At 71.1% G+C, this 23366-nt stretch carries 20 protein-coding genes and 1 tRNA gene; 5 read left to right on the top strand and 16 right to left on the bottom strand.

The features are described 5' to 3' along the window. Window positions 1–105 precede the first annotated feature (105 nt). A complete protein-coding gene (locus AB0A90_RS23760) occupies window positions 106–870 on the top strand; it encodes an LPXTG cell wall anchor domain-containing protein (protein ID WP_357251744.1) in 765 nt (254 codons plus the stop codon). Window positions 871–947: 77 nt separating this feature from the next. On the opposite strand, the gene AB0A90_RS23755 is transcribed toward AB0A90_RS23760, so the two are convergent. Continuing rightward, window positions 948–1580: a hypothetical protein gene (locus AB0A90_RS23755; RefSeq protein WP_357251741.1), complete on the bottom strand. Its 633-nt coding sequence runs from the start codon at window positions 1578–1580 to the stop codon at window positions 948–950. A gap of 145 nt (window positions 1581–1725) precedes the next feature. Between AB0A90_RS23755 and AB0A90_RS23750 the strand changes: the two genes are divergently transcribed. Further along, the gene (locus AB0A90_RS23750; protein WP_357251738.1) at window positions 1726–2271 is read left to right on the top strand and encodes a GNAT family N-acetyltransferase; all 546 of its coding nucleotides are present in this window, start codon (window positions 1726–1728) and stop codon (window positions 2269–2271) included. A 71-nt stretch (window positions 2272–2342) separates the two neighbouring features. Here the strand turns inward: AB0A90_RS23750 and AB0A90_RS23745 are convergent. Further along, window positions 2343–2416 (bottom strand) — tRNA-Thr (locus tag AB0A90_RS23745). 143 nt (window positions 2417–2559) lie between these two features. On the opposite strand from AB0A90_RS23745, the gene AB0A90_RS23740 reads away from it, so the two are divergent. Beyond that, the gene (locus tag AB0A90_RS23740; RefSeq protein WP_357251736.1) at window positions 2560–4296 is read left to right on the top strand and encodes a metallophosphoesterase; all 1737 of its coding nucleotides are present in this window, start codon (window positions 2560–2562) and stop codon (window positions 4294–4296) included. Between the two features lie 92 nt (window positions 4297–4388). On the opposite strand, the gene ricT is transcribed toward AB0A90_RS23740, so the two are convergent. The 6 genes from ricT to tmk all read right to left on the bottom strand — a co-directional run bounded on the left by ricT (window position 4389) and on the right by tmk (window position 10313). Further along, the gene (gene ricT / locus AB0A90_RS23735; RefSeq protein ID WP_357251733.1) at window positions 4389–5228 is read right to left on the bottom strand and encodes a regulatory iron-sulfur-containing complex subunit RicT; all 840 of its coding nucleotides are present in this window, start codon (window positions 5226–5228) and stop codon (window positions 4389–4391) included. 275 nt (window positions 5229–5503) lie between these two features. After that, window positions 5504–6184 carry a hypothetical protein gene (locus AB0A90_RS23730; RefSeq protein ID WP_357251731.1) on the bottom strand — a complete coding sequence of 227 codons (681 nt, stop codon included), beginning with the start codon at window positions 6182–6184 and terminating at the stop codon, window positions 5504–5506. Further along, window positions 6184–6489 carry a hypothetical protein gene (locus AB0A90_RS23725; protein WP_357251728.1) on the bottom strand — a complete coding sequence of 102 codons (306 nt, stop codon included), beginning with the start codon at window positions 6487–6489 and terminating at the stop codon, window positions 6184–6186. Before AB0A90_RS23725 ends, AB0A90_RS23730 begins: the two co-directional genes overlap by 1 nt. Window position 6490: 1 nt before the next feature. Continuing rightward, the gene (locus tag AB0A90_RS23720) at window positions 6491–6820 is read right to left on the bottom strand and encodes a YbaB/EbfC family nucleoid-associated protein (protein WP_355027350.1); all 330 of its coding nucleotides are present in this window, start codon (window positions 6818–6820) and stop codon (window positions 6491–6493) included. A gap of 122 nt (window positions 6821–6942) precedes the next feature. After that, the gene (locus tag AB0A90_RS23715) at window positions 6943–8223 is read right to left on the bottom strand and encodes a DNA polymerase III subunit delta' (RefSeq protein WP_357251723.1); all 1281 of its coding nucleotides are present in this window, start codon (window positions 8221–8223) and stop codon (window positions 6943–6945) included. Beyond that, the gene (tmk, locus tag AB0A90_RS23710) at window positions 8223–10313 is read right to left on the bottom strand and encodes a dTMP kinase (protein WP_357252048.1); all 2091 of its coding nucleotides are present in this window, start codon (window positions 10311–10313) and stop codon (window positions 8223–8225) included. Before tmk ends, AB0A90_RS23715 begins: the two co-directional genes overlap by 1 nt. A gap of 317 nt (window positions 10314–10630) precedes the next feature. Here tmk and AB0A90_RS23705 point away from each other — a divergent pair, with 317 nt between their 5' ends. Then, entirely contained in the window at window positions 10631–11836 is a 1206-nt protein-coding gene (locus AB0A90_RS23705) for an amino acid deaminase/aldolase (RefSeq protein ID WP_357251721.1), read from the top strand. A gap of 13 nt (window positions 11837–11849) precedes the next feature. On the opposite strand, the gene AB0A90_RS23700 is transcribed toward AB0A90_RS23705, so the two are convergent. Then, the gene (locus AB0A90_RS23700) at window positions 11850–12452 is read right to left on the bottom strand and encodes a TetR family transcriptional regulator (RefSeq protein ID WP_357252045.1); all 603 of its coding nucleotides are present in this window, start codon (window positions 12450–12452) and stop codon (window positions 11850–11852) included. Between the two features lie 226 nt (window positions 12453–12678). Between AB0A90_RS23700 and AB0A90_RS23695 the strand changes: the two genes are divergently transcribed. Further along, window positions 12679–13995 carry a D-arabinono-1,4-lactone oxidase gene (locus tag AB0A90_RS23695; protein ID WP_357251718.1) on the top strand — a complete coding sequence of 439 codons (1317 nt, stop codon included), beginning with the start codon at window positions 12679–12681 and terminating at the stop codon, window positions 13993–13995. A 134-nt stretch (window positions 13996–14129) separates the two neighbouring features. On the opposite strand, the gene AB0A90_RS23690 is transcribed toward AB0A90_RS23695, so the two are convergent. The 7 genes from AB0A90_RS23690 to AB0A90_RS23660 all read right to left on the bottom strand — a co-directional run bounded on the left by AB0A90_RS23690 (window position 14130) and on the right by AB0A90_RS23660 (window position 23332). Further along, window positions 14130–15092: a DUF559 domain-containing protein gene (locus tag AB0A90_RS23690; protein WP_357251715.1), complete on the bottom strand. Its 963-nt coding sequence runs from the start codon at window positions 15090–15092 to the stop codon at window positions 14130–14132. A gap of 119 nt (window positions 15093–15211) precedes the next feature. Then, complete coding sequence (gene topA, locus AB0A90_RS23685) at window positions 15212–18073, bottom strand: type I DNA topoisomerase (protein WP_357251712.1); 2862 nt, start codon at window positions 18071–18073, stop codon at window positions 15212–15214. 444 nt (window positions 18074–18517) lie between these two features. Further along, complete coding sequence (locus tag AB0A90_RS23680) at window positions 18518–19234, bottom strand: hypothetical protein (RefSeq protein ID WP_357251709.1); 717 nt, start codon at window positions 19232–19234, stop codon at window positions 18518–18520. Further along, window positions 19225–19764: a hypothetical protein gene (locus AB0A90_RS23675; RefSeq protein WP_357251705.1), complete on the bottom strand. Its 540-nt coding sequence runs from the start codon at window positions 19762–19764 to the stop codon at window positions 19225–19227. Before AB0A90_RS23675 ends, AB0A90_RS23680 begins: the two co-directional genes overlap by 10 nt. A 103-nt stretch (window positions 19765–19867) precedes the next feature. Beyond that, window positions 19868–22225: a sodium-translocating pyrophosphatase gene (locus AB0A90_RS23670; protein WP_357251702.1), complete on the bottom strand. Its 2358-nt coding sequence runs from the start codon at window positions 22223–22225 to the stop codon at window positions 19868–19870. Between the two features lie 316 nt (window positions 22226–22541). Beyond that, on the bottom strand, window positions 22542–22979 hold the full coding sequence (locus AB0A90_RS23665; protein ID WP_357251699.1) for an ATP-binding protein: 438 nt from the start codon (window positions 22977–22979) through the stop codon (window positions 22542–22544). After that, window positions 22976–23332, bottom strand: a complete 357-nt coding sequence (locus tag AB0A90_RS23660; protein ID WP_357251696.1) for an STAS domain-containing protein — start codon at window positions 23330–23332, stop codon at window positions 22976–22978. Before AB0A90_RS23660 ends, AB0A90_RS23665 begins: the two co-directional genes overlap by 4 nt. Between the last annotated feature and the right edge of the window lie 34 nt (window positions 23333–23366).

The following is a 23366-nucleotide window of genomic DNA, read 5'->3' as shown; positions in this document are numbered from 1 at the left end:
GCGGCCTTCCTCATTGCACGGTCCACAGCAGCCACCGCTTCTTGCGTTCTCGCTCGCCGTCGGTAACATCTTCATGTTTTGATCTATAACGGGGAGAGAACCAACATGCGATTGAAGTTCCCGGCCGGCGCCCTCATTGCGCTGGCGCTGCTGATTCCGGCCGCACCGGCGGCGGCTCAACCACCATCGCCCGGGCTGAACGCGGCCTGCCAGACAGTCGAGCGCAAGGTGTACAAGGATATCCGCGAGCTTGTCACCATCGATCTGGACACCGCCACCGTTGTCCAGGTACGGGTGCTGGCCTCTCAGATCCTGGCAGCGGCAGGCAAGGACAAGCTGCCCACTCTGCAGGACGCCCTCCAGAAGCCGCTGGACGGCACCTCGGCAGAGCTGCGGGCCTTCCTCAAGGCGGACGTTTACACGGCCTGGTCAGTGGCTCTGCGGATCGCGGTGAACCAGACGATGACGGGCGCTGGCACCAACGTGAAGGAGGCCGCACAGAACACGCTCAAAACCGACTCCGTCGACACCTACCTGGCTTACCTGAACAACGACCTGTACGCCGCACGTACGGCTGACTGCGCGTCGCAGCCCACGCCGACGCCCAGCGCCACGTCGACTGCCACGCCGATCGCGACGCCGAGCGCGACGACCACCGCCACGCCGAGCGCGACGACCAGCGCGACGACGACCGTTGCACCGACCCCGACGTCCTCCGCCAGCGAGGCCGCTGCCGGCGGTGACGGCGGCGGGCTGCCCGTGACCGGTGCCAACACCATGATCGTGGCCAGCATTGGCGCTGCGCTTCTGCTCCTCGGCGGCGCGGGCTACCTGATCGGACGCCGACGCCGTGCCCGCTTCGTGGCATAACTAGTTCAACGCGCCCGGCTCGATGATTCGTCGAGCCGGGCGCGATCGGCGCCGGTCGCGCCGAGGCCGGAAAGTGTTCAGAAACGCCCGCTGATGGAGGCGCCGACAATCCACCGGATGTCCGATTCGGAGATCTGGTATGGATCTGGCGGAGGCCACCACAACAGGACGAAGTACATCCTGTTGCGGATCCACTCCGCCTGCTGAATTCCCTCGCCGCTGACCGTTCGGTAGACGCGAACCTCAACGCCGTCGACACGCAGATACTCCGGCGCGACATCGTCCACGCGATCCGGCAGCGTCGTGATTGCGGGATCCCGGAAGAGACTCAGGGAGCGACCGCCGCGGTAGGTGGAAGCTAGTAACTTGTCGTTGATGTCCGACTGATATGCCCCGTTGAATGGCTTCTCGCGGCTCTTGATGAAGCGCTTCGCCGGCTCCAGGGTCGCGATTGGACTCGCGGCGGTGGAGGCCACCGGTCCAGCCGACGTCGCCGCAGCCGTGGGGGCCGCTGGCTGGGGCGGCGGCCGTGACTCCGGCGAACGATTCGACGGCGCGGCATCGAAGCCCAGGAGGACCGCGACGGCAGCACCGACCATCAGCAGGGTGCTTCGCCCGCCGCGGGGTGGCTCGCCGTACGCCAGGATGGTGGAGCCGTCAGGTGACGCAGTGGTGGCGGCGTCCCGCGGAGCAGGCTGCATGTGGGCCATATTGGCATCAAGCCACCGCCGCGGTGGTCCGCACGGCGGGTCGGCGCCGGTCCGGGTGCTGGTCTGTGGCGGGGGACTGCGCCCAGAGCGCGGTGACTTTCGCGCGCTGATGTTTCCGATGGCGCGATACGCGATACTTCCCGTCATGAACCGCCATGACCTTGTGGAGTTCAAGCAGATCTGTCACCCGTCCGAGATCAGTGCCCGCCAGATACGCGAGCTGGTCGAATGCTGGATCGCGGTAGCGAACCTGGGCGGTGCCGTCGGCTTCGCGTTCCCACCCGTCGGATCGGAACAGGTGGCTCCCGTGGCCGAACGCCTCATCGCCGGCCTTGATCCTCAGCGCAGCAGGCTCCTGCTGGCGGTGGTCGACGGGACACTGGCAGGTTGGCTGCACCTGTTCCGTCACGAGGATCCGCTCGTGGCTCACTGGGGCACCGTCAACCGCGTCCAGACACATCCCGACCACCGAGGTCGCGGGATCGGCGCAGCGATGATGCATCGGGTTCGGCAGATCGGCCGTGACGAGATGGGGTTTGAACAACTGCGCCTGTGCGCGCGAGGTGGAGCCGGCCTGGAGGACTTCTACGGTCGGCTCGGCTGGAAGGAGATCGGCCGGTGGCCCGGGGCGCTGCGGTTTGGCGAGGGCGATGACCGAGACGAGATCCTGATGATCCTCGCGCCGCTGTGACTCCTGAAGGCACAGAAGAGGGCCTCTGGCTCCCGGGCTTCCACCCGAGGCCAGAGGCCCTTTTCCTACTGAGCCGCCTGACGGAATCGAACCGTCGACCTACGCATTACGAGTGCGTCGCTCTAGCCGACTGAGCTAAGGCGGCAACGATCAGCAAGTGTACGGCACCCCGTTGACCCGCACCGAACGGGATACCCCCGCGCTTCCAGCATCGGCAACCGGACAACGACTGCCAACTGAGCCGTTACCGGACAGCGCCTTGCCGGATCCGGTACTACGCTGCGGCGGGTGAGCGACGAACGCGACGACCGGGCTCCGGCGGCCGACGATCACCCCGACGGCGAGCGTGTCCGGCCTCGGCCACGCTCCACCGATCCGCTGGAGCTGGGCTTCACCCCGCGCAAGCCGGTGCCGTGGCTGGCGCCGTTCCTGCTGATCAGCACCGGCATCCGGACGCTGCTGGCGATCCTCTTCGGCGCCTACCTCGACAAGCGCGAGTTGCAGAACGCCTTCGGCGACGACATCTTCCGCCAGACGGGACCGGACGGCGGGCTCTGGCTCGACTACGTGGCCGACCTCGGTGACGGCTTCCACGCCACGTACTCGGTCGCGTACCTGCTGGCGCAGCCGGAGCTGACCGTGGACGGACACCGGCTGCCCCGGGCGCAGACCCTGGTGATGGGCGGCGACCAGGTGTACCCGTCGGCGGCCTACGAGGAGTACGAGAACCGGTGCAAGGGCCCCTACCAGGCCGCGCTGCCGCTGACCCCGCCCGAACGCCCCACGCTGTTCGCGGTGCCGGGCAACCACGACTGGTACGACGGACTGACCGCCTTCCTGCGGCTGTTCGTCCGCTCCCGGGACCGCAACTTCGCCGGCTGGCGTACCGGGCAGTCGCGGTCGTACTTCGCCGTGGAGTTGCCGGCCGGCTGGTGGCTGCTCGGTCTGGACGACCAGTCCGGCTCGTACCTGGACGACCCGCAGTTGGCCTACTTCGACGAGGTGGCCCGACGACTCGGCCCGGAGTCGAAGGTGATCCTGGCCGCGCCGTCGCCGACCTGGGTCAAGGCCGCCGACAGCCCCGCGGCGTACGACTCGATCGACTACTTCGTCCGGACGATCATCGACCCGACCGGGGCGCGGGTGCGGCTGTTGCTCTCCGGCGACCTGCACCACTACGCCCGCTACGCCAGCCCGGACCGACAGTTGATCACCTGTGGTGGCGGCGGGGCGTACCTGTACCCCACCCACAAGCTGCCGGAGCGCATCGAGGTGCCGCCGCGCGACACGCTGGCCCGCCGGGCCAGCCGCACACAGCCGTACGACCTGGTGGCCCGCTATCCCGACGCGGCCCGCTCCCGTCGCTACGGCTGGGGCATCTTCGCCCGGCTGCCGTTCCGTAACCCTGGCTTCACCACCCTCCTCGGCATCCTGCACACCCTGCTGATGCTGGCCATGGCGGGTGCGACGGCGAACTGGGCCGACAGCACCGATCAGCGACTGTTCAGCGTCCCGCTGGTGCTGATGGTGCTCGTGACGGTGGCGGCGGCGGTGCTGTTCGCGAAGCCGCCCAACGCCAGCGGTAAGCGGCACGCCCGGCACTGGCTTCTCGGCGTCGGCCACGGGGTGGCTCAGGTGGCGATGGCCGCCGGCGGCACCTGGGTCTGGTTGGCGCTGCCGTTCTACGAATGGCCGTGGCCGCTGCCGGCAGTCGCCGCGACCGTGGTCTACGGACCGGTGATCGGCCTGGTCGCCAGCCAGTTGGTGGCGGCGTACCTGCTGGTGGCGGGCTCGTGCGGGGTGAACGTCAACGAACTGTTCGCCGGGCAGGGCATCGAGGACGCCAAGGCGTTCCTGCGGTTGCGCATCGATCCGGACGGCACGCTGACCATCTACCCGGTCGCGGTGGACCGGGTTTCCCGCGACTGGCAGGTGAACCCGGACCAGTCCCCCACGGCGAGCTGGCTGACCCCGAAGTCACGCCTGACCGCCCACCTGGCCGAACCCCCGATAGTCCTGCCCTGAGAGTGACCACCCACAGGTTGATCAAGAGGTTTGCGTCATCCGGGGAACGATCCCTGACGCAAACCTCTTGATCACCGCGCAGGGGGCGGGGGTCAGGGGGTGTAGTGCTGGTCGTGGGCTTGGCGGGGGGCGCAGACGGAGGCGCGGGAGCAGGAGCAGCGGGAGCCGTCCGCGTCGAGACGGACCGTCACCGCGTCCCGGGGGACGCTGTGGCCGACGACCCGGCCGTCGCCCTCCGGCGTGGAGACCCGGCTGCCGACCGCCGGGGCGGTCTCCTGGAACCTGGCGTACAGGGGGTGCTCGTACTTGAGGCAGCACATCAACCGGCCACACGCGCCGGAGATGCGCAGCGGGTTGAGGGGCAGGTCCTGGTCCTTGGCCATCCGGATGGTCACCGGCTCGAAGTCGGTGAGGAACGTCGCGCAGCACAGGTCGCGACCGCAGGAGCCGATGCCGCCCTGCACCCGCGCCGAGTCGCGCGCGGACAGCTGCCGTAGCTCGACCCGGCAGTGCAGGGTGGCGCCCAGATCACGGACCAGGGAACGGAAGTCCACCCGGTGCGGGGCGGTGAAGTAGACGGTGCTGCGCTCGCCGCCACTCTCGGCGGAGCCGAGCACGTGGTCGACGGCCACCACCTTCATCGGCAGGCCGTGCGAGCGGATCAGCCGTTTCGCGGCCACCTTCGCCTCGGCCTTACGACGCCGTAACTCCTCGTCCCGGCGCAGGTCGTCGTCGCCGGCGACCCCCACCAGCCGGGGAAAGCCGTCGGTCTCCTCGGTGACCCACTGCGCAGCCCACACGCACTCCGCCACCTCGGGCCCGTCGTCGGTGGGCACCAGCACCTTGTCGCCCACCTGCGGACGCAACTCGCCAGGATCGAGGTAGTAGAGGCGCCCGTACCTGTTGAAGCTGACCGCGCAGAGCATCCCCATCCCCCCACCCTACGACGGATCACCGCAAAGAACGCACCAGCCAATCCCCCAACTGCCATCCATGAGCGTCGACTCGACGGATTGCCGGGCGGCCCGTCGTGCCGTTGCGCCTCGCCCGGACGGTTGATTCCGGACCCGGACAGCAGACAAGCACGCCCCCGGCGGCGTTGAGTGAAAGGCAGACCTGCGGGGGGTGCAGGGGAAGACCACGGCGTCGCCGTGGGCGCCGGCTCCGGTCCGACGCCCGCGAGCGACGCCGTGGCCCGTGCGAGCGACTACCAGCCGACGCGGGTGGGCTGGTCGTAGTGCGGCTGGCCGACCACCGGCGAACGCCACGCGGTCTCGGCGAGGCTCGGTGCCCACTGACGCAGCAGTGTCTCCGCACCGTCGTACGCGACGCAGAGCACCGCCAGCACCCGCGCGGCGATCTCCGCCGCGTCGGCCACACCCGGCCCGACCGGCCCGGGGCGGGTCGACGGACCCGGGGCGGTGGCGGCGACCACGGCCACCGCCTCGGCCGAGCGCAGCACGTCGGCCAACGTCCGGGCCAACGCGAGACGACTGCCCTCCACCCAGTCGGCGAGCGCGTCCGCGTAACCGGCTGTGGATTCGAGCCGCCCGACCAGGCTGTCCGGCCCCTCGTCGAGGTGGCGCAGCAGCGCGGCCCGCTGTTGCCCGTACGCGGTGGCTGCCGGGCCGGACCAGAGCACCGAGTCGGTGAGCGCGGCGGAGACGTCGTCGTACCCACGGACCAGCCGGCGCACCGCGTGCCCGGCGCCGGCGAGCGGCGCGGGGTGCAGGTCGAGGAAGCCGCGGACCGCGTCGCCGGGCAGCACCTGCATCCGGCGCAGCAGCGGCCAGACCCGGTGCCCCTCCGGGACGCCGGCGGCGATCAGCCGGTCCACCCGGCGCAGCAGGTCGAGGCCGGGGTCGGCGAGCCGGTCCAGCGCGTCCATCAGGGCTCCCCGGCGAGCCGGCGGCGGGCTGCCCGGTCGACCTCGGCGTAGCGGTCGGCGGCCTCCCGCACCGCCGCGGCGGCGGCGGCCAGCCGACCGGCGGCGGTGTGCGCCTCCCGGGCCCGGTCGTCGGTGGCGGTGACCCACTGCCGGTGCAGCGCGCGACCGATCTCGCCGGGGCGGCCCGGAGCGTCGGCACCGAACGCGGCCTGAGCCGGGTCGCTGGCGGTGACGGTGTGCGCGATCGTGGTGAGCGTGGCGCTCGCCTCGTCCAGTCGGGCGGAGAGCGCGCCCAGTGTGTCCATCTCAGGCCCCCGCGAGAGGTCGGTAGGCGGCGAAGGTCTCGTTGTGCAGCTTCTCCCGCGCCCACTCGGCGGCGTCGGCGGCCGCGGTGACCGCCGCCTGCACGGAGCCGGCGACGTCCCGTGGGTTGCGGGTGTGCAGTGGGCCGAGGAACCGGACGTGGGTGATCCGCCCTCCGGCGGTGACGACGACCTCGACCAGACCGTCAGGCGACCGGACGGTCACCTCGACGGTGGACACCGCCTGGTCGAACTCCGCCTGAAGCTGCTCGATCCGGCGGTATCGCCGCACCGCCTCCTCGATCCAGGCTTCGTCGATCTCCCCCCGTGGCATCGGCCGACTCCTCCCGGATGAGCCATCACTGAGCGTGCCGCCGCCGTCACCTCGGCACACCGGACCGTACCGCACCACAATCGGGCCTGTCGATGCCTGTGGACAACGCCGGAAGCTGCGGTTCAGCCCTTCCAGAGGGCGAGCATCATCGCCTCGACCGCGATCCGCGGCTTGACGTTCGTCTCGATCGCCGCCCGGCAGGCGAGCACGGCCTCCAGCCGGCGCAGCGACCCCTCGGCGTCCCACTTCTGCGCGCCGGCGCCGGCCAGTGCGGCGGTGTCGGTGTGCACCGGGGCGACGGGAGCGCGCAACGCCATGGTGAGCGCGTCCCGGTAGAAGCCGGCCAGGTCGACGAGCGCCCGGTCCAGTGCGTCCCGCTGGGCGCGGGTGGCGCGAGACTTCTGCCGTTTCTCCAGCTCCTTGAGCTGCCCGGCCGCGCCGCGGATCGCGCCGGCCGCACCCCGACCGGTGCCGCCCGCGCCGAGCGCGGTCTCCAGCGCCGCCCGCTCGGTCGCGTCGGCCTCGGTGACCGACGCCCCGGCTTCCGCTTCGGCCGCCTCGATCAGCGCCGACGCCGCGTCGAACGCCGCGCCGACGCCTGTCAACCGGCGCGGCACCGCGAGCACCGCCTCGCGCCGCTTGCGGGCCTCCGGGTCGCGGGCCAGCCTGCGGGCCCGACCCACGTGCCCCTGCGCGGCCGCCGCCGCCCACCGCGCCACGTCGGGCGCGATCCCGTCCCGGCGGACCAGCACCTCGGCCACCGCGTCGGCCGGCGGCTGCCGCAGGGGTACGACCCGACAGCGGGACCGGATGGTCACGGAGATGTCGTCCGGGTGGGTGGACGGGGCGCAGAGCAGGAAGACCGTCCGCGGCGGAGGCTCCTCGATCGCCTTGAGCAGCGCGTTGCCGGCGGCCTCGGTGAGCCGGTCGGCATCCTCGATGACCACCACCTGCCAGCGCCCGCCGGACGGGGTGCTGGCCGCCCGGAGCACCAGAGCCCGCATCTCGTTGACGCTGATGGACAGCCCTTCCGGCACCACGAGCCGGACGTCGGCGTGGGTGCCGCCCATCGTCGTGTGGCAGCCGGGGCACTCGCCACAGCCGGTGCCGTGCACGCACTGGAGTGCGGCGGCGAACGCCCGCGCGGCGACCGAGCGACCGGAGCCGGGCGGGCCGGTGAAGATCCAGGCGTGCGTCATCCCGGCGGACGGGTCCATCCCGCCTGGGGCGGCAGCGCCGGCCGGGCCGGCGGCACCGGTCGTCTCGGCGGCACCGGCGGTGAGCAGCGCGGGTGCCCGGTCGGCCGCGCCGGCGCGCAGAACGGCAGCCGCGGCGGCGGCGGCCCGGCGCAGGTCGACGACCGCCTCGTCCTGACCGACCAGGTCGGCGAAGACGTCCGGCATCAGGTCTTGTGCTCCATCGTCACCAACTCCGCGTCGGATAACTCGGGCTGCACCGACGTGTCCGGGCCCTGCGCCGGCCGGGGGTGCACGACGCCGCCCGGCTTGCCGAGCATCTCCTCGACCCGGCGGACCACCTGCCGGTTGATCTCCTCGACCGACCGGGACGCGTCGAGCACCAGGTAGCGCTTCGGGTCGGCGGCGGCGAGGTCGAGGAAGGCGTACCGGACCCGCTCGTGGAAGGCGACCGACTCGGCCTCCAGCCGGTCGGTGCCGGTGTTGCGGGAGACCACCCGGGACAGACCGGTCTTCGGCTCGACGTCCAGCAGCACCACCAGGTCGGGCTTGAGCCCGCCGGTGGCCCAGGAGGAGAGCCAGGACACCTCGTCGACCGGGAGTGTCCGGCCGGCGCCCTGGTACGCCAGCGACGAGTCGACGTACCTGTCGCTGATCACCACGCCGCCGCGGACCAGCGCGGGCCGGACGACGGTGGCCACGTGGTGTGCCCGGTCGGCGGCGTAGAGCAGCGCCTCGGCGCGCGGTGACGGCGCGTCGTCGCCGGAGGTGTCCAGCACGAGCGACCGGATCCGTCGACCGACACCTGTCGCCCCCGGCTCACGGGTGACCACGACCTCACGTCCGTGGCCGCGCAGCCGCTCGGCGAGCGCGGTGAGCTGGGTGGACTTGCCCGCGCCCTCGCCGCCCTCGAAGACCACGAAGAGCCCGGCGGAGACGAACGGCTCGGCCGGCATCAGCGGACGACCCCGGATGGATCCCCAGAGGTCGGCGAGGACCGGCACGCCCTTCTTGTCGTCCATCTGGCCGAAGGCGCTGATGCCGGCGAAGATGCCGGCGGCACCGGCGGCGAGCAGCAGCAACCGGGTCGACGAGATGGAGATGCCCAGGTCGGCGATTGTCAGCTCGCGGGAGCCGCCGACGCCGACCAACACGCTGCTCAGCCCGATGGCCAGGATCAGCACCAACCGGGTGCCGATCTGCACCACCGCGAACACCCGGCCGCGTACCTCGTCGGCCACCTCGCCGCCCAGCAGCGTGGTGCCGGCCAGGAACGCCATGCCGGCGCCCGCGCCGACCAGGACCGCGCCGACGATCGCCATGGACAGGTGGATGGCGAAGGCGAGGGTCATCACCGCGGCGCTGGCCAGCACGATGCTCATCCCGAACCACCGCCGCCGGGACATGTCCTTGACGACCATCGGACCGAGCCCGATGCCGAGGGCCAGACCGGCGAACATGGCACCGAAGAGCAGCGAGAACGCGGCGTCGCCAGCGCCGAGCGAGTTGGCGAAGAACTTGGCCGTGCCGACCACGATGCCGCCACCGGCGAACGCGCCGAAGATGCCCAGCACCAGACCACGCACCAGCGGGGTCTTGCCGATGTACTTCCAGCCCTCGGCAAACTGCCGGAACATGCTCTGCTCGGCACGTTCGACCTCGCCGCGTTGCGCCTCGCTGATCTCCTTGATCCCGAACGCCACCACAAGTGCGGTGGCGAGCCGGGACAGGGAGTTGATCCAGAGCGCGAGCTGAGCGGGCTCGGCCCAGTTCGGCAGGTCGCCGCCGACGGCTCCACGGACGCCCTTGTCGAGCACGGCCAGGCCGACGGCGGCGGCGATCGGGGTGAGGCCGTACGTGGTGATCAGCGTGAGCTGGTTGGCCGCCTCCAGCCGGGCGCGCGGGATCAGGTTGGGGACCGCGGCCTCCTTGGCCGGGATCCAGAGCAGGGTGAGCGACTCGATCAGGAAGGTGGCGATCAGCGCCCAGCCGACCACCAGACCGCCCGCGGCGCCGGAGAGGGCGTAGAGCGGGATGGAGGCGAAGAGCACGAAGCGCAGCAGGTCACAGATGACCATCGTCCAGCGCCGGTCGAACCGGTCGGCGAAGACGCCGGCCACCGGGCCGAGCACCAGCGCGGGCAGCAGCCGGATCGCGGTGACCCCACCGAACGCGGCGCCCTGGGCGGTGCTGCCCTGCACCTGAGAGGCGGCGAAGAGGGCGGTGGCCAGCAGGCCGAGCCAGTCGCCGAAGGAGGCGGCGCCGAGCACGATCCAGAGCCGCCGGAACGGCCTGATCCGCAGGACCGAGCGGATCGCGGCGTAGCCGGACGGATCCACCTGGCCGGAGCTGGACTGGTTGGCGGCGTTCTCCGACTGCTCTCCCGAGCGCGACACGCCGTGCGACTCGCCGCCGTTCTGGCTTTCGATGGCCGTACCTCCACGTGCCGGCCCATCGCTGGGCGCCTCCGGTGGAACACTCTAGACCGGGTGGGGGGCGGCCCCACCGATGACATTCTCCTGCTCGCTGAGCCTAGGCCGCCGGAGGCACCGGCCGCAGCCCGGACGTACGCGAGGGTATTTCGCATTTACCGCCGGACAGTTAGCGTGCACACGTGGCCATCGAAAGCGACAAACTTCGCGAGCGCCTGGATCGGGCGACCGCCCACCTCGACCCGCCCTACGCCGTGGTCGACATCACCGCCTTCGACGCCAATTCGGTCGCCCTGGCCGATCGCGCCGCCGGCAAACCGGTCCGACTGGCGAGCAAGTCGGTCCGTGCCCGCGAGTTGATCAGCCGAGCCCTCGCCCGACCGGGTTGGCAGGGCGTGATGGCGTTCACCCTGCCCGAGGCGATCTGGCTGGTCCGGGCCGGAGTGAGCGACGACGTGCTAGTCGCGTACCCGAGCGTGGACCGGGCCGCACTCGCCGAGCTGGCCGCCGACCCGACGCTCGCCGCCGCGATCACCCTGATGATCGACGGCACCGGGCAGCTCGACCTCATCGACGACGTCCGCGCCCCGGGGCAACGCGCCGAGCTGCGGCTCTGCCTGGACCTGGACGCCTCCTGGCGACCGCTGCGCGGGGTGCACGTCGGCGTCCGCCGCTCGCCCGTGCACAGCGCCCGGGCGGCCGGCGCGCTCGCCGCCACCGTCGCCGACCGGGCCGGCTTCCGGCTGGTCGGGCTGATGTCGTACGAGGCGCAGATCGCCGGCCTGGGCGACGCGCCGCCGGGGAAGACGCTGCTGGCCGGCGCGATCAGGCTGGCCCAGCGCGGGTCGTACCGCGAGTTGCTGGCCCGCCGGGGCGCGGCGGTGGCCGCGGTACGCGAGCACGCCGACCTGGAATTCGTCAACGGCGGCGGCACCGGCAGCGTGGCCGCGACCAGCGCCGATCCCGCGGTCACCGAGGTCACCGCGGGATCGGGCCTGTACGGGCCGACGCTGTTCGACGCGTACCGCGCCTGGCGACCCACCCCGGCGGCCTTCTTCGCCTGTGCGGTGGTCCGCCGGCCGACGCCGGAGCTGGCCACCGTGCTCGGCGGCGGTTGGATCGCCTCCGGCCCGGCGGCCGACAGCCGACTGCCCCGGCCGTGGCTGCCGGCCGGGCTCAAGCTGGTCGGCACCGAGGGTGCCGGTGAGGTGCAGACTCCGCTGTCCGGCGCGGCGGCGGCCACCCTGCGGGTGGGCGACCGGGTGTGGTTCCGGCACGCCAAGGCTGGTGAGCTGTGCGAACGGGTCAACGAGCTGCACCTGGTCGAGGGGGACGTGGTCGCGGCGACCATCCCCACCTACCGGGGTGAGGGGCAGGCCTTCCTCTGAGGCCCGCGCCGGCTCACGCCGGTTGGGCCACCTCGGTCTGCCCAACGGTGGACCGGTCGCTGTCCGGGCCGTCGACCTGGCGGTGCAGGTATTCCCGGATCAGCGCCTTCGCCTCCAGCAGCACCCGCTCGTCGCCGTCGGACTTGCGTCGGAACGCGAGCTTGATCAGCGCGTCCGCCGCCTCGACCGCGATCTCCAGGACGAAACGGAGCTTCGGTACGTCGGTGAGCCCGAACCGCTCGGTGAGCACCTGCGCCAACTGGTCGGCGATCACGCCGTTGTTGTCCCGCTGCTCGTCGAGCAGGTGCAGGTCGACCACGTCGCCGAAGTGCAGGGTACGGAAGCCGGGGACGGTGCGGTGCATCGTGATGTACTCGTCGATCCCCGCGTCGACGCCATCCCACCAGTGGGTCATCTTGTCGGAGGCGAACCGCTCGTCGAGGCGTTGGAGATAGGACTCCATCGTCCGCAGGGTCAGCGCCTGCACGATCGCCCGTTTGTCCGGGAAGAACTGGTAGACCGACCCGATAGCCACTTCGGCACGCTCGGCGAGCAGGGTCGTGGTCAGCCCCTCGTACCCCACCTCGTCGACGAGCTCGGCGCAGGCATCCAACATGCGCTGGACCCGCGCGACACTTCGACCCTGCACCGGAACGCGGCGCAGCGGCCCGGTCGTGGCGGCTGGTGTGGACACTCGGCGCCACCCCCCTTCGACGGATGAACATATCTCCACGTCACGAGTCCGTGACTACCGGTACAACGAGCGGATCGCAATTGCGGTATTTACCAGGCACAACGTTCCTGATATGAAGTCACTTCATATTCATGAATGAGGAGTGCGCATGGTCGTCACCGCACCGCTCGCCGCTGAATGGTCCAACTGGGCCGGCAACCAGCGTGGCAGCGCCACCGCGATCCTGCGCCCCGGCTCGCCGACAGCTGTCGCCGAAGCCGTCCGATCGGCTGCGGCCGACGGTGCCCGGATCCGCGTGACCGGCAGCGGCCACTCGTTCACCGCCGTCGCGCTCGCCGACGACCGCCGGATGGAACTGTCCGAGCTGGACACGATCGTCAGCGTCGACGTCGCGCACCGACTGGTCACCGTACCGGCGGGAATGACCCTGCACGCACTCAACGGCCTGCTCGCCCGGCACGGCCTCGCACTGCCCAACCTCGGCGACATCGACGCGCAGACGGTGGCCGGGGCGATCTCCACGGGCACCCACGGCACCGGAGCCGGCTACGGGTGCCTGTCCACCTTCGTCGAGGCGATCACCCTGGTCACCGGCACCGGTGAGGTGCTGCGCTGCACCGCCGACGAGCATCCCGACGTGTTCGCCGCCGCCCGGGTGTCACTCGGCGCGCTCGGCGTCCTGGTCGAGGTGACCCTGCGCTGCGTGGACGCCTTCGTGCTGCACGCCCACGAACGTCCCGCCGAACTGGCCGACGTCCTCGGCGACCTGCCCACGTTGATCGGCTCGCACGACCACGTCGAGTTCTACTGGTTCCCCTACACCTCGCGGGTGCAGGTTAAGACCAACGACCGGGTGCCGGCCAACGACCGACCACTGCCCCGCTGGCGCGGCTGGCTGGACGACGACTTCCTGGCCAACCGGGTCTTCGCCGGCGCCTGCCGACTCGGCCGGGCCGTGCCCGCGCTGGCCCCGGGCATCAGCGCGGTCTCCGCCCGCGCCCTCACCGAACGGCGGTACACCGGCCGCTCCGACCGGGTCTTCTGCACCCCGCGCCGGGTCCGCTTCGTGGAGATGGAGTACGGCCTGCCCCGCGAGGCGCTACCCGAGGCGCTCGCCGCGCTCCAGCGGATCGTGGACGGGCTGCCGTTCAAGGTGCTCTTTCCGGTGGAGGTGCGATTCACCGCCGCCGACGACATCTGGCTCTCGCACGGCTACGGGCGGGACAACGCCTACATCGCCGTGCACCAGTACGTCGGCATGCCGTACGAGCCGTACTTCCGGGCCTTCGAGAAGGTCACCGCCGGGCTGGGTGGCCGCCCGCACTGGGGCAAGCTGCACTACCGCGACGCCGCCTCGCTGGCCACGGCGTACCCCCGCTTCGCCGACTTCCAGGCCGTCCGCGACCGCCTCGACCCCGACCGCGTCTTCACCAGCCCCCACCTGACCCACGTCCTCGGCGCCTGACGGCCCCCGCCGGCCCCGCCGGCCCCGCCGGCCCCGCCGGCCCCGCCGGCCCCGCCGGCCCCGCCGGCCCCGCCCGGAGATCTTGGAAGGAAAGTGCCCGGGGAGGGGCGGTTTGCTTCCAAGATCTGTGAATGTCAGCCCGGCCAGCCTGCGGCGCCCAGGGCGGCACGGAGTTGGGTGACGACCTCGTCCGGTTTGGATCGGATTGCCCAGGCCGGGAAGCGCAGCACGCGGTCGCCTTCGATCCACAGATCGTTCTGCCGGCGCATGTCCGCCCACCAGGCGCGCGGATCGAGGTGTTGGCCGCCGTCGACCTCGATGTGCACCCGCCACTGCTCGAAGTAGGCGTCCAGGTCACGGCGTCGCCCGGTCTCGTCATAGCGGATCTTCTGGCGCGTCGGTTCGGGTAGCCCCGCACGACGGATCAGGCTCAGGAAGTCCAACTCCGGCAACGAGTGTGACCCACCCGCCGCGTCCGCTGCCGTGGCCAGGATCAGCTGGCGCGGCGGACCCGGGGCAGTCGTTCGACGACCAGGTGCAGGTCGTCGGCGGCCACGAGTCGTTGTTGGAATGCGGCGGCGACAATCGCGTGCCTGCTGGTCATCGCCCGCCCACTGCGCGGCGTCGACGATTGAGCGAGCCGGCATGGTCCGTCGAGGTTGGCCAACCGCCAGCACATCCTGGTCCGTCAGTGTCGTGGTCCGGTGCGCCACCACACCGGCGGGCAGCGACCCACGCCGGCAGGAGGCGGGGAGCAGGATGTGGATCGGGCGGCCGGGGAACCCTCGTACTCCTCCGGCCTGTGCAGCGGTCAGACCCCCGAGGATCGCCTGTGGTCCCGCGGCGAGGACGGCCACCCAGCGGAGTTGGCCGGCGTTGACCGGTCCGTTGTGCGCGACCAGCACGGCGCGATGGACCTGTCGCCACCTGCCGGTCGCCAGCCGGTGCCGGATGGCCTTGGGCGACAGGTGCCGCCTCGCCTGGGCGAGGCTCAACACGTCCTTCTGATGAAAGAGCAGCCAGCTCAGCTCGTCCGCGTCATCGCTCGGCAGCCGGCGAGCCCAGGCAGCCGGCGACGACGCCCTCCGGAGACTCATGACCGTCAAGTCTCCCGATGGCCGACCCGAACGGCAGTCCCTGTGGACAACGACGAGATCTTGGAGGGAAACCGCCCCTCCCGGGGCACTTTCCTTCCAAGATCTCCTGTCGTGCGGGGCTACTCCGTGCTGGACGCGGCCTTGCGCGGGGCGGCCTTCTTCGCCGGGGCCTTCTTCGCCGCGGTGGTGGCCTTGGCCGTCGTGGTCTTCTTCGCGGCCGTGGACTTGCTGGCGGCAGCCGTCTTCTTGGTGGCCGTGGCCTTCTTCGTGGCCGTGGCCTTCTTGGCGGGAGCCTTCTTCGCCGCCGCCTTCTTCCGCGGCGCCGGACCCTTGGCACGCTTCTCGGCCAGCATCTCCGACGCTTCCTCGATGGTCAGCGCCTCCGGAGTCTGCCCGCGCCGCAGCGACGCGTTGAACTCCCCGTCGGTGACGTACGGGCCGAACCGACCGTCCTTGATCACCATTGGCTTCTCGGTCGCCGGGTCGACGCCCATCTCCCGCAGGGGCGGCGCCGCTGCCCGCCGTCCACGGGCCTTCGGGGCGGCCAGCAGCGCCAGCGCCTCGTCCAGGCCCACCGTGAACATCTGGTCTTCGGACTCCAGCGAGCGGAACTCCTCGCCCCGCTTCACGTACGGGCCGTAGCGGCCGTTGTTGGCGAAGACCTCGACGCCGTCCGGTGCGACACCGATCAGCCGGGGCAGGCTGAGCAGCTTGAGCGCCTCTTCCAGGGTGAGCGAGTCCGGGGTCTGCGTCCGCAGCAGCGACGACTTGCGCTCACCGCTGGACACGTACGGGCCGAACCGGCCGGACTTGAGCACGATCGGCTCGCCGGTGCCGGGGTCGTCGCCGAGCTTGCGCTCGCCGCTGCCGCCGAGGAACAGCTCGTGCACCTTCTCCGGGGTCAGCTCGTCCGGGGCCAGGCCCTCGGGGATCGGCGCACGGTCACCGCCCTGGGTGCCGCTCTCCTCGCCCTCAGCCGGGGCTGCCGGTGCCGGCTGCTCGCCGCCGGGCAACTCCCGTTGCAGGTACGGCCCGTACCGGCCGACCCGGACGACGACCTCGCGGCCCTCGTCGTCGGTGAAGAGCGGGATGGAGTTGACGCTGCGGGCGTCGATGTCGCTCAGGTTTTCGGTGACCAGCTTCTTCAGCCCACCGGAACGGGCGATGTCCTGGTCACCGGCACCGTTGGAGCTGCCGAAGTAGAACGCGGTGAGGAAGTCGACAGCGGCGTGGTCACCGCCGGCGATCTCGTCCAGCTCGTTTTCCATCGTGGCGGTGAAGTCGTAGTCGATCAGGCGCGGGTAGTGCCGCTCCAGCAGCCCGATCACCGCGAACGCCAGGAAGGTCGGGATCATCGCCTGCCCGCGCTTGGTGACGTACCCCCGGTCCTGGATCGTCTGCATGATCGACGCGTAGGTGGACGGGCGGCCGATGCCCAACTCTTCCAGGGCCTTCACCAGCGACGCCTCGGTGTAGCGCGACGGCGGCTGGGTGTGGTGGCCCTGCGCGGCCAGCTCGTCGGCGGTCAGCGGCTGGTCCTTGACCAGGGTGGGCAGCCGGCGCTCGGCGTCCTCGGCCTCGGCGTTCTCGTCGTCGCTGGACTCCACGTACGCCCGCAGGAAGCCCGGGTCGGTGATGGTCTTGCCGGTCGCGCCGAAGTCGGCCTCCTCCTGCGAGGTGGACACCGCCCGGATGCGCACCGACACGCTGGAGCCGACCGCGTCGGTCATCTGCGAGGCGATGGTGCGCCGCCAGATCAGCTCGTAGAGCTTGAACTCCTCGGCGGACAGCTCCTTGGCCACCTCGCCCGGGGTGCGGAAGTTGTCCCCCGCCGGGCGGATCGCCTCGTGCGCCTCCTGCGCGTTCTTCACCTTGCCGGTGTAGCGACGCGGCTCCGGCGGCACGCTGCGCTCGCCGTACAGCTCGACGATCTGCCGACGAGCCGCCGAGATGGCGGTCTCCGACAGGTTGACCGAGTCGGTACGCATATAGGTGATGTAGCCGTTCTCGTAGAGCCGCTGCGCGGTGCGCATCGTCTGCTGCGAGGACAGGCGCAGCTTGCGGGCCGCCTCCTGCTGGAGGGTTGAGGTGATGAACGGCGCGTAGGGGCGGCGACGGTAGGGCTTCTCCTCGACCCGGGTGACGGTGAACGGCCGCCCGTCGAGGCGGGCCGCGAGACCCCGGGCGCCACTCTCGTCCAGGTGGACGACCCCGGCACCGGGCTTCACCCGGCCGGTGGTGGGCTCGAAGTCCTTGCCGGTGGCGATCCGGTCGCCGTTCAGGGCGATCAGGGTGGCGTTGAACGCGCGCGGGCCCTCGCCGGCGTTGGACACGGCGAGGGTGGCCAGGATGTCCCAGTACTCGGCGGTGCGGAAGGCCATCCGCTGCCGTTCCCGCTCAACCACGATGCGGGTCGCCACGGACTGCACCCGGCCGGCCGAGAGCCTCGGCATGACCTTCTTCCACAGCACCGGGGAGACCTCGTAGCCGTACAGCCGGTCGAGGATCCGGCGCGCCTCCTGGGCGTCGACCAGATCGCGGTCGATCTCCCGGGGGTTGGCCACCGCCGCCTGGATCGCCGGCTTGGTGATCTCGTGGAAGACCATCCGCTTGACCGGGACCTTGGGCTTGAGCGTCTCGACCAGGTGCCAGGCGATGGCTTCGCCCTCGCGGTCCTCATCCGTCGCCAGGAAGATCTCGTCGACCTCCTTGGCCAGCTTCACCAGCTTGCTGATCTGCTGCTTGCGGTCGGCGGAGACGACGTAGAGCGCCTGGAAGCCGTTGTCCACGTCCACCCCGAGCCGGGCCCAGGGCTCCTTCTTGTATTTGGCCGGCACATCGGCGGCGTTGCGCGGCAGGTCGCGGACGTGACCGAAGCTGGCCTCCACGACGTACCCCGGGCCGAGGTAGCCCGAGATCGTCTTGGCCTTCGCCGGTGACTCGACGATGACCAGACGGGTGGTTCCAGCTTTGCTCGGCACGTCTCTCCCCGACCTCACTCCTGCTCGTGGCCTGCCAGCGCCCGGACAGCGACCGCCTTCGACCCCGCCGTCGCACCGGCGGTCCGGATGTCCAACGTAACGCGCCGCCCGCGTTTCGGGTTTCGCGGGCGGCAAACCGCCACCGCGCGACGGTCAACTCTCGCCCCGCCGCGCTCGGCACTGCCGGACGGCGCCACCGTACACCGTGGGTAGGGCTCGAAGAGGGTCACTGTGACGATGGCGGGCCTACGACCGAGGGTCGACCCGCCCGTTTTCCGCCTGGATAGGGCCTGTCGGCTGTCCGGCACCGGACACCCCGCCTCGCCGCCGAATCCCGTCGATCATGGACTTGTGGTGGGCGTTATAGACCCGAACAAGCAGTTCGTCCACCACCGCAACTGCATGATCGACCCGGGCCGGGCGGGGTTCAGGGTCGGGTGGGGTTCAGGGTCGGGTCGGCCAGGCGCTGGCGGGTGCCGTCGGGGGCGGGCCACCGACCAGTTCGGCGAGGCGGTCCAACCGTCGCCGGCCGCTGATCAGGTAGGCCGGGCCGCCCGCAACCGGGCTGAGCAGCGTGCCAGCGAGCCCGGCCGCGGCGAGCACGACACCGATCGGTTCCCAGCACTCCCGGTCGTCCACGCCGAGCCGCAACAGGAAGCCATCGGGCGGCTCCGGCGTCCCGGCCGCGGCGAGCCACAACCGCAGCCGCCGGCCGGTCAGGTGGAAGGTGGCCGGCGGGCGTTTCGCCGTACCGTGCAGCCAGGCCGCGGCGAGCGGCTTCAGGACCCGGGTGTACGACGTCCGCACGGCGTGTCGCTCGCCCTCGGTCGGCTCCCAGCTCGCCGCCAGCCCCCGCGACGCCAACTCGGCGACGAGCACGTGCACCCGCCACGCGGCGTCCACCTGCACCGAGAGCCGGGCGGTGCCGCCCATGCGGACCACCTCGCCCGGCCCGGCGAGCAGCCCGGCCAGGTCGGCGATCGTCGGCTCGGCCGCCTCCGCGCCGAAGAAGACAAGTTGCCGATCCACGTCGTCACCTGCGGTGGGGCCGTTGTGGGGCGGCCCACGCCGCCGTCGCGCGGGTGCGGGCGCGCCGGACTCGGGGGCGGGGAACAGCGCCGGTGGTTCCGCCGCGGTGTCGTCGAGCCCGCTCAGTGACACTCCGGCACCTCGTCGAAGGCCTTTTTCAGCTCCTCGGAGTTGAGCTTGCTGGTGTCCAGCGCGCTGGCGTCGTACTCCGTGTTGAGGGTCGCCACGGCGGCCCGCACGCCGTCGTAGAAGGCGGTCGGCTCGCCGGTGCCCAACCCGTCGATGGTGTCCCGGGCGCGGCCGTACGCGTCCCGCATCATCCCCAGTGAGCTGCGGAAACCGGCGGAGATGGCCTCGCCGTTCTCGGCCTCCGGTACGCCCGCCTTCTCCACCTTGCGGCGGGCGGCCTCGCTGGCCCGCTCCGCCCCGTCGAAGAGCCGCACCAGGTTCTCCTTGGCCTGCGCCGGCGTGGTCTGCGCGGTCATCTGCTCGTCGGTGCTGCTGGTCAGCTTGTTGATCTCGGAGCGCCACGGGGTGAGCGCGCCGCAGACCGAGGCCGCCCAGGCCCGTGGGCTGGGGCCCCCGCCGCAGCCGGCCAGGACGACGATCGTGGCCAGGACCACCGTGAACTTTCCGGCGGCAGACGCCCGGCACGTACGCATGCGTTGCAGCGTACGGCCTTTGGCCAGGTGTGGCATCGGGCCGGACGGCCGGGGTCCCCGGTCGACGGGCTACGTCGACCGGAGACCCCGGACCGGTCCTGGGTCAGGCGTTGATCGTCTCCGGGCGGTGATCGCTGTTGCCCGCGCCGGTGTTGCCATCGGCGTCCGAATCGGACATCGCGATGCCCTTGCGCTTACTGAACACCACCGACGCCACGATGATCAGCGTCGCGACCAGCGCGATGCCGACCCGCAGGCCGACGTTGCGCTCGTCGCCGACGCTCCAGGCCACCACGGCGGGCGCGATCAGCAGCGAGACCAGGTTCATCACCTTGATCAGCGGGTTGATCGCCGGGCCGGCGGTGTCCTTGAACGGGTCGCCGACGGTGTCGCCGATGACCGTGGCGGCGTGCGCCTCGGAGCCCTTGCCGCCGTAGGCGCCGTCCTCGACCAGCTTCTTGGCGTTGTCCCAGGCCCCACCGGAGTTGGACAGGAACACCGCCATCAGGGTGCCGGCACCGATCGCACCGGCCAGGTACGCCGCGAGCGCACCGGGCCCGAGGCCGAAGCCGACCGCGATCGGCGCCAGGATGGCGAGCAGGCCGGGGGTCATCAGCTCGCGCTGCGCGTCCCGGGTGCAGATGTCGACGACCTTGCCGTACTCCGGGCGCTGGGTGCCGTCCATGATGCCGGGCAGCTCACGGAACTGCCGGCGGACCTCCATCACCACGGCACCGGCCGAGCGGGACACCGCGTTGATGGCCAGCCCGGAGAAGAGGAAGACCACCGCCGCGCCGATGATCAGGCCGACCAGGTTGCGCGGGTTCGCCACGTTCAGCGCGTTGAGGATCTCGTTGCCGACGTCGCCCACGCCAGCCGTCGCGTACGCGCTGCTGAGCGAGTCGGTGTACGAGCCGAACAGCGCGGTCGCGGCCAGCACCGCCGTGGCGATCGCGATGCCCTTGGTGATCGCCTTGGTGGTGTTGCCGACCGCATCCAGCTCGGTCAGCGTGCGAGCGCCGTGCTCGTCGATGTCGCCGGACATCTCGGCGATGCCCTGGGCGTTGTCGGAGATCGGCCCGAAGGTGTCCATCGCGACGATCACGCCGACCGTGGTGAGCAGGCCGGTGCCGGCCAGTGCCACCGCGAACAGCGACAGCGTGATGGAGCTGCCGCCGAGGAGGAAGGCGCCGAAGACGCCGGCGCCGATCAGCAGCGCCGAGTAGACCGCCGACTCCAGCCCGATGCTGATGCCGGCCAGGATCACGGTCGCCGCACCGGTCTGCGAGCTCTTGCCGATGTCCTGCACCGGCCGCCTGTTGGTCTCGGTGAAGTAGCCGGTCAACGCCTGGATCGCGCCGGCCAGCACGATGCCGATCACGACCGCGCCGATGGCCACCAGCCGCGGGTTGCCCGGGGCGTCGGTGAGGCCGCTGTCGAACTCGCCGAAGGTCGCCGGCAGGTACGCGTAGGCGGCGATCGCCACCAGCACCGCGGAGAGCGCCGCCGACAGGTAGAAGGCCCGGTTGATCGCGGTCAGGGCGTTGCGGTCGGACGCGCGCAGCCGGGTGATGAAGACGCCGACGATCGCGATCAGTACGCCGATGGTGGAGATGATCAGCGGGAAGACCAGACCCTGCTCGCCGAAGGCGGCGCGGCCGAGGATCAGCGCGGCGACGAGCGTCACCGCGTACGACTCGAACAGGTCGGCAGCCATGCCGGCGCAGTCACCGACGTTGTCGCCCACGTTGTCGGCGATGGTGGCGGCGTTGCGCGGGTCGTCCTCGGGGATGCCCTGCTCGACCTTGCCGACCAGGTCGGCGCCGACGTCGGCGGCCTTGGTGAAGATGCCGCCGCCGACCCGCATGAACATCGCGAGCAACGCGGCGCCGAAGCCGAAGCCCTCCAGCACGGTGGGCGCGTCACCCCGGTAGACGAGGACGACGAGCGCGGCGCCGAAGAGGCCGAGGCCGACGGTGAGGAAGCCGACGACGCCACCGGTCCGGAAGGCGATCTTCATGGCGGCTTCGCGGCCACCTGCTCGCTCCCTCGCGGCGGCCGCCACACGCAGGTTGGCACGGGTGGCCAACCACATGCCGGCGCCGCCGATGAACGCGCTGAACAGGGCGCCCACCACGAAGAAGAGTGAGCGGCCGATCTTCACCGCGAGCTCGCTGCCATCGGTGTCGTGCACCGGAAGCAGGAAGAGCAGCACGACGGCGACGACGACGAAGATCGCCAGGGTGCGGAATTGACGGAGCAGGTAGGCCGAGGCGCCCTCCTGGACCGCCGCCGAGATCTCCTGCATTTTCTCGGTGCCCTTACCGGCGGCCAGCACCGTTTTCGTCAGGGCGGCAGCGAAACCGAGTGCCACCAGCGCGACGACCGCGGCGATGACGACGTAGGTGACATTGCTTTCGGTAAGGGAAAGCCCGCCGTCGGCGGCCAAGGTCTCGGACATCTGTGTCCTCCTGTTACCGAACAATCGCGCCGGTGAGTGGAGACGCACTGACCGACGCCTGGATGCGGAATTCGCAAGCGAGCGCCAACCCCAGCGGACCAGCGATGACCACCCATACCCGCTGGCTGCGGGACGGATCACTTGCTGACAACCCGGGTACTGTAGCCCTCCGCAGTGTCGGAGGTCACACGCAGGTGCCACCGTGTCGCGATGATCTTCATCGCTGTGTTATGAAACGAAATCTGATATAGGGCTTGGTCCATGCGAAGAAGGCCGCATCCCCAACCGGGGACACGGCCTACGCAGCGGAACTGGGTCAGTGGCCGACCGGCCACACCATCCGCACCTCGGTGCCGATGCCCTCGTCGACCGGGCGCACCTGCAGGTCCTCGACGAAACCGGCGAGCAGCGCGAATCCGACGCCGGTGGTCAGCGCCTCATCGGTGAGCGACTCGTTGGCCAACGCGTCCGGCGGCAGCGCGGTCAGGCCGATGCCCGCCTCGATCGGCGCCCGGTCCACCACCCGCACCGCGTACGAACCGCCGTCGGACATCTCCACGAGCACCGGGTCGGGCAGCCCGTACTGCCGGTGCAGGGCCACCGCGCGGGTGCACGCCTCACCGATGGCCAGGCGTACCTCGTCCAGCAGGTCCTCCCGGACCCCGGCGCGGCGCGCGACGGCCACGCCGACCAGCCGGGCGGTGCGCACGTGCACCGGGGCGGGGGAGAACGAGAGCTTGACGGTCGCCATCACGCGCCGGCGCCCGCCGAGTCGGCGCTGATCGCCGCGTCGACCGTCGGGTGCAACGGGAACACCTGGTCCAGTGCGGTGATCCGGAAGATCTTGAGCAGGGGCTCCTTGTCACAGACCAGGGCGAACGAACCTCCGGCCGACCGCAGCCGCTTGAGCGCGCCGACCAGCACACCCAGGCCGGTGGAGTCGAGGAAGTCCACCCGGTCGAGATCGACCACCACGTGCCGGGCGCCACCATCGATCAACTCGAGGAGTCGTTCACGGAGCCGGGGCGCGGTGTAGACGTCCACCTCACCACCGACCTCGAGCACCGTGTGCTCGCCCTCGGTGCGGGTCGCCAGCGACAGCTCCATCGGTCCTCCTCGCCAGAGCCGTAAACTCTCGTGG

It is taken from the genome of Micromonospora sp. NPDC049204, assembly GCF_040647935.1.
GTDB lineage: Bacteria > Actinomycetota > Actinomycetes > Mycobacteriales > Micromonosporaceae > Micromonospora.
Note: the sequence above shows the minus strand (reverse complement) of the source record. Positions and strands in the feature narration are given on the sequence as shown.